At 51.9% G+C, this 13,379-nt stretch carries 14 protein-coding genes; 7 read left to right on the top strand and 7 right to left on the bottom strand.

Translation table 11 applies throughout. The features are described from left to right. The first annotated feature begins 4 nt into the window (after nt 1–4). The 7 genes from IB222_RS08705 (at nt 5) to IB222_RS08675 (ending at nt 5,991) form a co-directional block, all read left to right on the top strand. A complete protein-coding gene (locus IB222_RS08705; RefSeq protein WP_149384313.1) occupies nt 5–1,117 on the top strand; it encodes a 1-propanol dehydrogenase PduQ in 1,113 nt (370 codons plus the stop codon). Continuing rightward, nucleotides 1,114–2,469: a cobalamin reductase PduS gene (pduS, locus tag IB222_RS08700; protein WP_149384314.1), complete on the top strand. Its 1,356-nt coding sequence runs from the start codon at nt 1,114–1,116 to the stop codon at nt 2,467–2,469. Before IB222_RS08705 ends, pduS begins: the two co-directional genes overlap by 4 nt. 2 nt (nt 2,470–2,471) lie before the next feature. Then, entirely contained in the window at nt 2,472–3,026 is a 555-nt protein-coding gene (gene pduT, locus IB222_RS08695) for a propanediol utilization microcompartment protein PduT (protein WP_063940456.1), read from the top strand. Beyond that, nucleotides 3,026–3,376: a propanediol utilization microcompartment protein PduU gene (pduU, locus tag IB222_RS08690; protein ID WP_003834168.1), complete on the top strand. Its 351-nt coding sequence runs from the start codon at nt 3,026–3,028 to the stop codon at nt 3,374–3,376. The genes pduT and pduU overlap by 1 nt, the downstream gene beginning before the upstream one ends. Nucleotides 3,377–3,380: 4 nt before the next feature. Continuing rightward, nucleotides 3,381–3,833, top strand: a complete 453-nt coding sequence (gene pduV / locus IB222_RS08685; RefSeq protein WP_008785152.1) for a propanediol utilization protein PduV — start codon at nt 3,381–3,383, stop codon at nt 3,831–3,833. Continuing rightward, a complete protein-coding gene (locus tag IB222_RS08680) occupies nt 3,818–5,032 on the top strand; it encodes an acetate/propionate family kinase (RefSeq protein WP_149384315.1) in 1,215 nt (404 codons plus the stop codon). Before pduV ends, IB222_RS08680 begins: the two co-directional genes overlap by 16 nt. Nucleotides 5,033–5,124: 92 nt before the next feature. Beyond that, on the top strand, nt 5,125–5,991 hold the full coding sequence (locus tag IB222_RS08675; protein WP_003834174.1) for an L-threonine kinase: 867 nt from the start codon (nt 5,125–5,127) through the stop codon (nt 5,989–5,991). A gap of 40 nt (nt 5,992–6,031) precedes the next feature. On the opposite strand, the gene IB222_RS08670 is transcribed toward IB222_RS08675, so the two are convergent. The 7 genes from IB222_RS08670 to phsA form a co-directional block, all read right to left on the bottom strand. After that, nucleotides 6,032–6,367, bottom strand: a complete 336-nt coding sequence (locus IB222_RS08670; protein ID WP_149384316.1) for a DUF496 family protein — start codon at nt 6,365–6,367, stop codon at nt 6,032–6,034. Between the two features lie 238 nt (nt 6,368–6,605). Beyond that, nucleotides 6,606–7,664 (bottom strand): FUSC family protein, encoded by a 1,059-nt coding sequence (locus tag IB222_RS08665; RefSeq protein ID WP_003834178.1) that lies wholly within the window; start codon nt 7,662–7,664, stop codon nt 6,606–6,608. Between the two features lie 107 nt (nt 7,665–7,771). Then, complete coding sequence (gene sbmC / locus IB222_RS08660) at nt 7,772–8,239, bottom strand: DNA gyrase inhibitor SbmC (protein ID WP_148361805.1); 468 nt, start codon at nt 8,237–8,239, stop codon at nt 7,772–7,774. Nucleotides 8,240–8,362: 123 nt separating this feature from the next. Further along, entirely contained in the window at nt 8,363–9,535 is a 1,173-nt protein-coding gene (gene dacD / locus IB222_RS08655) for a serine-type D-Ala-D-Ala carboxypeptidase DacD (protein WP_148361804.1), read from the bottom strand. 139 nt (nt 9,536–9,674) lie between these two features. Then, the gene (gene phsC, locus IB222_RS08650) at nt 9,675–10,442 is read right to left on the bottom strand and encodes a thiosulfate reductase cytochrome B subunit (RefSeq protein WP_148361803.1); all 768 of its coding nucleotides are present in this window, start codon (nt 10,440–10,442) and stop codon (nt 9,675–9,677) included. Then, nucleotides 10,439–11,017 (bottom strand): thiosulfate reductase electron transport protein PhsB, encoded by a 579-nt coding sequence (phsB, locus tag IB222_RS08645; RefSeq protein WP_149384317.1) that lies wholly within the window; start codon nt 11,015–11,017, stop codon nt 10,439–10,441. The genes phsC and phsB overlap by 4 nt, the downstream gene beginning before the upstream one ends. Nucleotides 11,018–11,031: 14 nt before the next feature. Beyond that, on the bottom strand, nt 11,032–13,305 hold the full coding sequence (gene phsA / locus IB222_RS08640; protein ID WP_149384318.1) for a thiosulfate reductase PhsA: 2,274 nt from the start codon (nt 13,303–13,305) through the stop codon (nt 11,032–11,034). Nucleotides 13,306–13,379: the final 74 nt, after the last annotated feature.

Raw genomic sequence — 13,379 nt, 5'->3', positions numbered from 1 at the left:
CGTTATGAATAGCTTTTCACTGCAAACTCGATTGTACAGCGGCCAGGGAAGTCTGGATGTGCTCAAGCGTTTCACGAATAAGCATATCTGGATTATTTGCGATGCTTTTCTCGCGCGTTCTCTCCTGATTGAAAAGCTGCGCAACGCTCTGCCAGCGGATAACCGCATCAGCATTTTCAGCGATATCACCCCCGATCCCACCATCGGTACGGTAGTTCAAGGGATTGCACAAATGCAGTCCCTGCGACCGGACGTCGTGATGGGTTTTGGTGGCGGCTCAGCACTGGACGCCGCAAAAGCCATCGTCTGGTTCAGCCGACAGTTCGGTATTGAAATTGAAACCTGTGTCGCAATTCCCACCACCAGCGGCACAGGCTCTGAAGTAACCAGCGCCTGCGTGATTAGCGATCCGGATAAAGGCATTAAATACCCATTGTTCAATAATGCGCTTTACCCGGACATGGCCATCCTTGATCCAACGTTGGTCGTCAGCGTACCACCTGCCATCACCGCGAATACCGGCATGGACGTGTTAACGCATGCGCTGGAGGCTTACGTATCCACGAAGGCCAGCGACTTCACAGACGCACTGGCTGAAAAAGCGGCTCAAATCGTCTTCCAGTACCTGCCTGTCGCCGTCAGCAAAGGCGACTGTCTGGCAACCAGAGGGAAAATGCACAATGCGTCAACGCTCGCGGGAATGGCATTTAGTCAGGCTGGACTGGGGATCAATCATGCGATTGCCCATCAGTTGGGTGGTCAGTTTCATCTGCCGCATGGACTTGCCAATGCGCTGCTGCTGACCCATGTCATTCATTTTAATGCCCGCGATCCGCGGGCTGCGAAGCGCTATGCCCGTTTTGCTAAAGCCTGCCATTTATGCCCGGATAACGCGAACGATACAGCGGCATTGAATGCGCTCATCCATCACATCGAGTTACTCAAAAAACAGTGTGCGTTGCCTTCTTTTGTTGACGCGCTTAAAGACGGAAAGCGAGTCTGGTCACAACGTATCCCGTCGATGGTTCAGGCCGCGCTGGCTGACGTCACGCTGCAAACCAATCCTCGTGTTGCCGACGCTAGTGCCATGCAGGAACTGCTTGAGGAATTATTATGAAGACAGCCATGACGGCAGAGTCCACGCTCTATGATGCGCAGACCATTCGTGAACGCGTTCGCGCAGCGGGTGTTGTCGGAGCCGGAGGCGCAGGCTTTCCTGCTCACGTAAAATTACAGGCGCAGGTCGATACCTTTCTGGTCAATGCGGCTGAATGTGAGCCAATGCTGAAAGTTGACCAGCAGTTGATGGCCGTCCAGGCTGAGCGACTTATCCGCGGCGTTCAATATGCCATGACGGCTACCGGAGCCAGTGCCGGAATTATTGCACTCAAAGAGAAATACCAGAAGGCTATCAATGCATTAACGCCCCTTCTGCCTACCGGGATCCGCTTACATATTTTGCCTGATGTCTACCCGGCTGGTGACGAGGTTCTGACCATCTGGATGGCAACAGGTCGGAGAGTTCCGCCTGCCGCGCTGCCGGTCAGCGTCGGCGTGGTGGTCAATAACGTCCAGACCGTGCTCAACATCGCCAGAGCAGTTGAGCAGCAGTACCCTGTTACGCGTCGTACCCTGACCGTTAACGGCGCAGTCGCCAGTCCCATCACACTCACTGTCCCTATCGGAATGTCTTTACGTGACGTTCTGGCGCTGGCCGGGGGTGCAACCGTTGACGATCCCGGCTTTATTAACGGTGGTCCGATGATGGGCGGCCTGATTACTTCACTGGGTACCCCTGTCAGCAAGACCACCGGGGGCCTGCTGGTTTTGCCTAAGTCTCATGCGTTGATTCAGCGGCGGATGCAGGATGAACGCACCGTGCTTTCTGTAGCAAAGACCGTTTGCGAGCAGTGCCGTTTGTGTACGGATTTGTGCCCGAGGCATTTGATCGGTCATGAATTATCCCCGCATCTGCTGGTTCGTGCGGTTAATTATCAGCAGGCGGCCACACCGCAACTGCTGCTCACGGCCCTGACCTGTTCAGAATGCAATGTGTGTGAAAGCGTAGCCTGTCCGGTTGGGATTTCACCGATGCGCATCAACCGTATGCTTAAACGTGAATTGCGGGCGCTCAACCACCGTTATGAAGGGCCGCTAAATCCTGAGGATGAAATGGCGAAGTACCGACTGATCCCAGTTAAACGCCTTATTACAAAACTGGGTCTTAGCGACTGGTATCACGATGCGCCACTGGCTGAAACTGATTATTCCACAGATAAAACGACGCTGTTGTTACGCCAGCATATAGGTACCAGCGCCATCCCATGTGTAGAACAAGGCGAACGCGTTGTTCGCGGTCAATGTGTTGCCGATGTGCCCTCCGGTGCATTAGGCGCGCCTGTTCACGCCAGTATTGACGGTATTGTCAGCGAAATCACTGAGCAATCCATCACGGTAATTAGAGGTTAATCATGTCTCAGGCTATAGGGATTTTAGAACTCACCAGCATTGCCAAAGGAATGGAAGCTGGCGATGCCATGTTAAAAAGCGCGAATGTGAATTTACTGGTCAGCAAGACCATCTGCCCGGGAAAATTTCTACTCATGCTCGGTGGTGACGTAGGTGCCGTACAACAGGCGATTGCCACTGGAACATCTCTTGCTGGCGATATGCTCGTTGACAGTCTGGTACTCCCCAACATTCATGCCAGCGTACTCCCCGCAATCAGCGGACTAAACAGCGTGGATAAGCGTCAGGCTATTGGTATTGTCGAAACATGGAGCGTTGCTGCCTGCATCTGCGCCGCCGACCGGGCGGTTAAAGCCTCCAACGTCACGCTGGTACGCGTCCATATGGCATTTGGTATTGGCGGCAAGTGCTACATGGTCGTTGCTGGCGATGTATCCGATGTGAATAACGCGGTGACGGTTGCCAGTGAAAGTGCGGGTGAAAAAGGCCTGCTGGTTTACCGCTCGGTCATACCCCGCCCGCATGAAAGCATGTGGCGACAAATGGTGGAGGGATAATGGAAAGACAACCCACCACGGATCGGATGATTCAGGAATATGTACCTGGCAAACAGGTCACGCTGGCGCATCTTATTGCTAATCCAGGTAAAGATTTGTTCAAGAAACTGGGATTACCCGATTCGCTTTCCGCAATCGGTATTCTGACCATTACCCCCAGCGAAGCCTCAATCATCGCCTGTGATATCGCCACGAAATCCGGGGCGGTAGAGATTGGTTTTCTCGACCGGTTTACCGGCGCGGTGGTACTGACGGGTGATGTTTCTGCCGTTGAGTACGCACTGAAACAGGTAACCCGAACGCTGGGCGAAATGATGCGTTTTACCGCGTGTCCCATCACCCGGACGTAATCTCATGAAACGTATCATGCTAATTGGCCCCAGCCAGTGCGGTAAAACGTCGCTCACGCAGTGCATGCGGGGAGAGGCACTTCACTATCAGAAGACCCAGGCCATAGTCTGGTCTCCTACGACAATAGACACGCCGGGTGAATATCTTGAGAACCGCTGCCTGTACAGTGCGCTGCTGGCCAGCGCCTGTGAAGCAGACATTATTGCGCTGGTACTCAATGCTGACGCGCCGTGGTCACCATTTTCTCCCGGTTTTACCGGACCAATGAACCGACCCGTTATTGGCCTCGTTACCAAAGCCGATTTAGCCAACCCGCAGCGTATTTCTCTTGTGGAGAGTTGGTTAGTTCAGGCTGGTGCGCAAAAAGTATTTGTCACCAGCGCGCTGGAGAATACCGGGGTCGATGAGATGTTCATTTTTCTGAATGCAAAGGAACCTTCATGTCTCACAAAATAATGGCCATTAATGCAGGTAGTTCCTCGCTTAAGTTTCAATTACTGGCGATGCCGCAGGGTGAAATGATCTGCCAGGGGTTGATTGAACGTATCGGTTTGTCTGATGCACAGGTCACCCTAAAAACGCCAGCACATAAATGGCAGGAAACTTTGCCCGTAGCCGATCACCGTGAAGCAGTAACGTTGCTCCTGGAAAAACTGCTCAACCACCACATTATCAGCAGCCTGGAAGAGATTGACGGCGTGGGACATCGCGTCGCGCACGGCGGAGAATCCTTTAAAGACTCCGCGCTGGTAACTGATGAAACGCTGGCAGAAATCGAGCGCCTCGCGGAACTGGCACCTCTGCATAACCCGGTAAATGCGTTGGGGATCGCGGTATTCCGCCAGCTATTGCCCAAAACGCCAGCCGTTGCGGTGTTCGACACGGCGTTTCATCAAACGCTTGATGAGACTTCTTTTATCTATCCCCTGCCCTGGCGTTACTATGCAGAGTTGGGTATTCGTCGTTATGGTTTTCATGGTACCAGCCACAAATACGTTAGCTCGCAGCTTGCTGAAAAACTGGGGGTACCACTCAGCGCCCTGCGCGTTGTTTGTTGTCATCTGGGCAACGGCAGCAGCATCTGCGCCATCAAAGGCGGACAATCGGTAAATACGTCAATGGGCTTTACGCCGCAGTCTGGCGTGATGATGGGCACGCGAAGTGGCGATATCGATCCGTCCATTTTACCGTGGATTGCCCTGCGAGAAGGCAAAACACCGCAGCAGCTCAACCAATTGCTCAACAATGAGTCCGGATTGCTCGGTGTTTCTGGTATCTCACCTGACTACCGCGACGTTGAACATGCCGCAGATACGGGCAATCACCAGGCTGCGCTGGCGTTGACGCTTTTTGCTGAGCGCATTCGTGCCACCATTGGTAGCTATATTATGCAGATGGGCGGTCTGGATGCCCTGGTGTTTACCGGTGGTATTGGCGAAAACTCCGCACGGGCGCGCGCTGCGATCTGTCGTAATCTGAATTTCCTGGGTCTGGCCGTTGATGAGGAAAAAAATCAGCGTAATGCCACCTTCATTCAGACAGAAAATGCGATGGTCAAAGTAGCAGTGATTAATACCAATGAAGAGCTAATGATTGCGCAAGACGTTATGCGTTTAGCGATATCTGAAACTGTGACATTGGGCATTCCTGCATAATACTGCCGCACCGCAAATTGCGGCAAATCATGGTAATAGCGCGATCGCCATGACACTATGCGCCGAGGATTGCTGATCACATAGGTGAAGACGTGGCTGTTGCGCAATGTCCCGCATCGTGCGGAGAACTTATCCAGGGCTGGATACTGGGCAGTGAGAAATTGGTCTCCTGCCCGGTTGAATGGTATAGCACCGTTGAGGTCACTTCAGGTTCACCGCTGACAGATGAACGTCCACTTTCGCGGGCGATGGTTGAGAGGTTATTGCTGCACTGGCAATACCCGGCACAAATGAGTCAGGATATTCGAATTGATGTCCAGTCAACCATTCCTGTCGCTAAAGGGATGGCCAGCAGCACAGCGGATATCGCCGCCACGGCAATCGCCACGGCGCAGTATCTGGGGCATCAGCTAGACGAATCCACTCTGGCGCAGCTTTGCGTTTCGCTGGAACCTACCGACAGCACCGTTTTCCGCCAGCTTACGCTGTTCGATCATAACGACGCCTCCACGCAAATTGCCTGTGAAGCCCAGCCTCAACTCGATCTGCTGGTTCTCGAAAGTCCGGAAACCTTGCTTACTGCTGATTATCACCGTACTCCACGCCAGTCAGGATTACTGGCAGGCGCTCCAGCGCTGAAACGCGCATGGGAAAAGGTACAGGAAGCCTGTATCAGTCAAAATCCCTATCGGATGGGTGAAGCCGCCACGCTGAGCGCGATCGCCAGCCAGTTGCTGTTACCTAAACCAAATTTTGATTCACTTTTAGCGCTGGTAGAAGAATGTGATTTATACGGTGTCAACGTTGCGCACAGTGGCAGCGTAGTCGGTCTGATGCTCGACAGAAAGCGTCATGATGTGGACTACATTAAATGGATGCTGACGCAGAAAAAATTGACGGAGCACTGGCCGGAACAGCATTTGTTGCGGATGGTAACTGGCGGGGTCGAACTGCAATAAGGGCCGCCGCTAAGCAGCGACCCGAACAAGCATAAAATCGTTACTCGGCTTTCGCTTCGCCGTTTTTCACTTCGCCCATCGCTTTCAGCTTTTTAGAGATATCGCGGCGCTCTTTAGAGATCTCAGCATTTTTGATGATGTAATCATCAACACGATCTTCATAATCGCTTTTCATGCTGGCGATAATGCCCTGAATCGCTTCCACGCTCATTCCAGGCTTGATGTAGTCGCTCAGGTTGTCCAGCAGCAGAACACGTTTCTGGTTGTCACGGATCTTTTTCTCAACGTCCTGGATTTCACGTTGCAGTTTGTTTTTACGACGGAACAGACGAACAAATTCCAGCACGTTCTGGAAAGAAGGCTTGGTAGTTTCCATTTTTACACCCCTGATAATGTGAGATTCGGATTCGTTAAAACAACGGCTAAAGTGGGTCAACATTACTTTCATGCCCGCCATACTTCAAGTTGCATCTGCATCGACCATGCATGGTTGAAACCTGAATTATCGAGGGTAAAGCCATTGCAGTTACCAATGGTTTTAGCCTTTTTCAGTATCATACCTCTAATCGTTGCTGAATCGAAGCAGCAGTAGAACCAATCCCCTCATCTGCTCTTTATTTGCGCAGCGCGCGACAGATCAAATGAGAGAGCAACTCCAGCTGTCGCGCCATTTCCATATTTAGCCAAACGTAGCCGTGAATGGGCGTTTCAGCGACATTATCGCCCTTATGCTCAGCAATAAGCTGACGTAACTCCACCACGGTGTCATTGAGTTTTTCCGTATTGGCAAGCACCGGTTGTGGATTACCTTCATACAATGCGTGGGTTATCGTCAGTAGCGCCTGTTGTGTCCTGAGCTGCGTTTCACGCAAAGTATGGGCATTCAACATAACAAAGTGGCTGGTACGGCTGGCCCAAAGCGCATTGATTTGCAGCTCAAGCATGCAGACCAGGTTACGATTAACCGTTTGAATAGCTTCAAAGATTGATTTTTGAATGTGGGTTTCCTTGCTGGCGGGGACGATGAGCCCACGCATTTTGACAACATCGCTTAAAAGCTGTTGTAAATGCTTCTCCAGTCGCGGTTGCTCCAGCAGGTTGGGAGATAGCGCAGCCTGATACACCCGATTGTACCCCGTTACACAATGCGCCAGTTGAATTCGCCAGTGTATAAATGCCCGCTGCGGCCAGATACCGGTAAACAGCATTGCCAGTAATGAACCCAAAATAACATCGCCACCGCGCCATAACGCTGTGTTCATATCTCCAGCGGGGGCACCCACAACGACCGCAAGCGTTATACCAATCAGCAACGCCTGATACGGCCTTTTACCCAACGCCAGCCAGCCGCAGAGAAACATCGCCACCGCACACCATATCAGCATTAGCGGAAGTGAAAAGAGCTCCAGACGAAGGGCCACCAGCCCAAGTACCGATCCCAGAATTGTTCCGCCAATACGCTCAAATGCTCTGGGGACAACGTTCCCCCAAAAGGAAATAGGCCCCATGATTACCACCAGCGTAATCAGAGGCCATGTACCTTCAGGAATGTTCAACAGGCGAACCAACAGAAAAGTAAAAAGAAACGCCAGCGCAATGCGAACACCATGCACCACACGATAATGACGATACAAACGAATTTCAAAAGGACTCAGTGACTTATCTGCACGCACTCATGCACTCCGTCAGGGAATTGCAAAGAACAGAATTGTACCTGTTTTTTGAGTGAAAACATCACCCTGATGACCAGGACATTCATCCTGATTTACACCAAAAACAGTTACTTCGACTGTACCGGCACGTACATTTCAATGTCCCAGTAGCCGTCCTCCATGCCATTGTTCATATAAACTTCAAAGCAGGGTTTAGCGGCTATCGCATACGTCGAATCCTGCAGCAGGCGCTCAAAGAACTGATACCACGGCGTCGCGAAGTCATGATTTTCAACGCGCGCAACGGCGATAGCATAGTCGCCCCCCGCCAGTTCGGTCTGGATCACCCCTTCGCTGTTTTCTGGGATCTCAAAACCTTCAGGCACAGACACCACGGTATCACAACGCAGTTTTTCCGCCGGAACAACGTCAGGATTGTCGTAATAAACGGCTATCCATTCCAGCGGTACGATCTGCTTACCGTCGACCCACATCATTAACTGCTCGAAACCCTGCTTTACCGTTTGTTCCCACGGTCCAACCATATGGAAACCGGCAATTATGCGTCTCTCGATCTGCTTTATCTCGTACTCCATATAACCTCCGCTATTACACTGTATTTATATACAGTGTAATTTTTAGGTATGACGGCCACAAGGAATCAGTGATTATTATGTGAGCAGATTCGCACTCTTGCCAGTCAGGCACATCAGGAAAAACTACGCCTTGTGGTGGAAGTAATCGCTCAAACGCGAGAAGACGCCGCCTTCGTCGACAGACTCCAGCGTAACCAGAGGCCAGTGCGCCACCAGTTTATCCCGATCGTAGAGTTCAATTTCCCCCACACGTTGATGGGCAGCAATGGGGGCAACCAGTTCTTTCTTATCAAGAACATATTTTGCCTTGATATTAGCGACTTCGGCTTTTGGCAGGGCCATCCAGAAATCCTGCTCTGTGCCAAGGCTAATTTTTTCTTTATCGCCATACCAGATCCGTTCAATACCAACTTGCTTACCGCTACGTAAAACCTGCACGGTATCGAAGTTCTGTTGTCCCCATTGCAGCAGTTTTCGCGCCTGGTCTTCACGCCCTTTCGCACTCTCCGCCCCCATCACGACCGCAATCAGGCGGCGCTGCCCGTCAACGGCAGAAGCAATCAGGTTGAATCCAGCGCCGGAGGTATGTCCTGTCTTCAGACCATCGACGTTCATGGTTTTATCCCACAACAAACCGTTACGGTTTTGCTGCGTAATTCCGTTCCAGGTAAGGCTTTTTTCACTGTACATATGGTAGAAATCCGGCTCTCCATGGATGATAGCTCTCGACAGCACAGCCAGATCGTAAGCTGAGCTATGCTGACCTGGCGCATCCAGACCATGTACCGTTTCAAAATGCGTGTCCCGCAGGTTCAGCTTTTGCACATAGTTGTTCATCATCGCGACAAACTGCGGCTGCCCTCCGGCGATGTAATCCGCCAGCGCCACACAGGCATCATTACCGGAATCAACAATTAACCCGCGACTCAGATCGCGCACAGAAACGCGATCCCCTTCTTTCAGGAACATTAAGGATGAACCGACGAATACCGGATTATCTTTCGCCCAGGCATCTCGTCCTACAGTGACAATATCTGTCGGACTAATACGCTTACTGTCGATTGCGCGATCGACAACATAGCCGGTCATCAGCTTGGTCAGGCTGGCAGGGTTGCGCTGCTGGTGTTCATTTCCGGCTGTCAGGATTTGGCCCGTGGTGTAATCCATTAATACCCACGCCCCGGCATTAATTGCCGGAGGCTGTGGAGCGAAACTGGCGACGTCGGTCGCGTACGCGGGCGAAAAACTCATCGCAAATAGTGAAGCGGCAATAAACAAACGGCGTTTCAACAGCATGTCCTCAGGAAATGGAGAAATAGCCGTTCTTTTTACGGAAGTTCTGGCGAACAAACATGGATAAATTGCAAGAAAATGTGACATAAGGCACATTTTCTTGCTGTAAGGAAAGGATTTCAGATATCGACCGCGTCTGGCGTTACCCTTTGCGCGGTGCTGTCTCTGCGTGATGGCTGCGATGACGATGATAGCCATCTATCATGCTGCGGAAAATTTGCCCCGGTGTGTCACCCAGCGTGCACAGGTAAATATGTGCACAGATGAACAGTAAGCCGACAATCGCCAACACCATATGCAGCACCAGCATCAAAGGCCCAGCCCCTACCACCTGCGGGTAGAGGCATAACAACCCGGTGATGATTAGCAGCGGAACCAGCGCATACATGATGGCCAGATAAGCCAGCTGTTGTAGCGGGTTAAATTTACTCTCTGCCGTTGCGGCAAACGGGTGCGGCTCACCTTTCATGATGCCATACAGATAAAAGCGCGTTTGCAACAAGCAGCGTGATATCAACCCGTTAAACTTCACCTGGTAATGACAACCGTTGCCGCTGGTTGCGTTGATTAGCACAAAACCAACCCAGAAGGCCAACAAGGCGAAACCGCACCAGGTATGTATCTGCACCATCAATGCCACCGGTCCGAGAGAGAAGTGACCAAACAGGCCGCTCAGCAGAAGCAGGATAAAAAGCAGCGCATTACCCCAGTGCCAGCGGCGGACTGCCAGAGAATAAAGGTAATCCCGGTGCTCTTCTCCGGTTGCTGTTTTGGGTGCCAGCATCCGACGTAACAGCGCGTGCATAACCAGGCCCGCAATCATCAGCACAATAACAACGCCTGCATAAATGAGCCACAGCGGCCAGTAGTCCGGCGCATAGTTAAGCTCTGCTCCCCAGATAGAATTCATGCTTTACCCTCCTGATGGATCTCTTTACGCCGATAAACACTCACCGGGCCGCTACGCGTATCCTGTTGGCGATAAACCTCTTTTTGATTTATCCAGTGCTGAATTTCCGGGTCGTCGCGACGACCAAATTTCAGCGCATCCGTCGGACAAACGGAAACGCAGGCGGGCGATTGACCGCTCTCGAGTCGGGTATCTGCACAGAAGTTACATTTGTCGGCAATTCCCGTTTGCGGATTGAGATAACGGACATGGAACGGACAAGCGGCAACGCAGTAGTCGCAGCCAATACAGCGAGACTTATCCACTTGTACAATGCCATTTTCGTCGCGAAATGACGCCCCGGTCGGACAAACGCTGACACACGGCGCATCCTCACAATGCTGACAGGAAACGCGAACAAACTGGAAGTGGGACAGCACCTCGGGTTCATGTTTGGGTGAACGGATCTGCACCTGTAAGCGGCTAAATCCCTCTGGCACATCATTCAAAACTTTGCAGGCAACCGTACATGCCTGACAGCCGATACAGCGTTTCTCGTCATGCAGCATGACATAAGGGTTTGTAGATTGATTCATGATGTTCTCCTTTCTCATGCCCGACGAAGCGTAACGCCAGCGGTGTGGACCACCGTACCGGAAACCGGACTGGTGACATGCGGAAGCAAATTACCGCAATGGATACCGTGCGTTGTCGCTGCGGTTTTGGCTCCCGCCTTGGCGCCAAATCCCATATAAACAAACAGCGTATCGGGCCGAATTCCGGCGGTGACCAGCGCTTTGCCTTTTTCCTTGCCCGTTGCATTTTCTAGCCAGATGTCATCGCCGCTTTTGATGCCTTTTTCACGGGCCGTTTGCGGGTGGATCCACACCGCGTTATCCCACATCAACTCGCTAAGCAGTGGCACATATTGCGTCGCACCGTTGGTATGAACCGCCACTTTTCCCTGGATAAAATAGAGTTCACTGTCGCCTTTGAGAGCAAAATTGCGCGCGCGTGGAATACCGTAGCCAGGCAGGAGCGTTTCCAGCTCTTCGGAATAGAGTTCGATTTTTCCTGACGGAGATTTAAAGCGCAGTTGCTCGCCATAGGTACCGTCGCTGTCAACCGCCACCGCGCCCGGATAGCGTTCCACAAACTGACGCACCGCTTCAGGTTCACGCAGCAGTAACGGAACACCCCACGCCCGATACCCTTTCTGACGCAACTCAGCCGATAGCGCATGATCGCCATTAAGCTGGTATAACTGACGCGTTTGCATATCCTGCCATGGGTAGAATTGGCCAAGGCCTAACTGCATGGCCAGCTCTTTCCAGATTTGCCAGCTCGGACGCGCATCCCCAATAGGTTCTACTACCTGCTGACGCAGGGCATAGGCGGGATTCAGGCCCGACATGTCTGAAACTTCTTCATCGCGCTCAAGGTAAGTACATTCAGGCAAAAGGTAGTCGGCATACGCCGCGCTTTCGCTTAAATAGACATCACAACTGACCACAAGGTCGAGCTGTTCAACGGTTTTGACCAGATCTGGTCGACAGGTTACGGTTTGGAAAGGGTTGTGTCGGGACATAATCCATCCCTTCACCGGATAAGGCGTCTGGTTTAACACAGCATCAATGATGCTTTGCACCACACCACCGCCCGCCGCGATGTACTTAAACTGCGGGGCTACCAGATCGATACGCTGCGCCGTAGGCTTGGGTAATTTGACATCGGGTTTTGCCAGCACCGGAGCGACCTTCTCTCCAGCCAGCTTATTGTAAGTTGCCGCCGCTTTTTTCTGATACAAACCGCCTTCACGCTCAATATTGCCAAGCAGCACATTGAGGGTAAAAATCATGCGCCGCATATCAATTTCTTCTTGCGAAAACGTCGCTCGATGGCCCGGACTGACGATGGCATGAGGCGCGCAGGCGGCCATTTCGCGGGTGACCCGAACAATGACATCAGCAGGCACATCCGCGAGCTGCTGCGCCCATTCCGGCGTGGTCTCTTGTACCGCTTCTGCCAGTTGCTCAAACCCCGTGGTGTAGCGCGCCACAAATTCCGCGTCATACAGATTTTCATTGATCATGACGTGACACATGGCCATCAGCACCGGTAAGTCGCCGCCCGGTTTGAGCGCATGCCATTCATCCGCCTTGCTGGAGAATACGGACAAACGGGGATCGAAGCTGACCATCTTCGCACCCTTCTCCTGCGCGGTCATCAGCTCATGCGTATCAGCAACCTCGATCCCTTCATAGAGGTTATGGCCAAAAGAGACCATATAACGGGTATTGGCGATATCCATGGCTAAATCGCCACCCATCATAACTTTAGCGGCAATGGCTTTACCGGCAGGACACGTTGAGGCATGAGTAAAGGTATTCGGTGACCCGAAAGCTGTTGCGAGGTGAAATAAATGGCCAGACAGCGAGCCGGATTTAGACGAGAAGACGACTCCCTGGGGACCATATTGCGTTTTTATTGCCGTCATTTTTTCGGCGATTTCTTTATACGCCTGTTCCCAGCTAATAACCTGCCAGTCACCGCTCCCGCGAGGTCCTGTGCGTTTCATGGGTTTAACAATGCGATGAGGGTCGTTGACCAGGCTAACGCCGCTGCCGCCGCGAGCGCAGACACGTGTCCCCTGCTGTGGCGCATTAGGGTTTCCCTGAATAAAAACCGTCTTATTATTAATCACCTGAGCCTGAATTGGGCAGCGAAAAGAACACATCTCGCACAAACTTGGCGTCAGGGATGTTTTCCCTTTGATACTCTCCGGAGAATTTCGTGCCAGTGCCCCGGGCGGGAAACTGCCTATCGCGCAGGCTGAACAGCCTATACCCACGCCTCGCAAAAAATTACGCCGACTAATGCTCATATAACCTCCTGTTATTAGATATATCCAATAATTATATGGCGTTTAGAATATTTATTTTTTACATCAATCACATT

This window comes from Citrobacter sp. C13, from assembly GCF_014596815.2.
In the GTDB taxonomy this organism is placed as follows: Bacteria; Pseudomonadota; Gammaproteobacteria; order Enterobacterales; family Enterobacteriaceae; genus Citrobacter; species Citrobacter portucalensis.
Note: the sequence above shows the minus strand (reverse complement) of the source record. Positions and strands in the feature narration are given on the sequence as shown.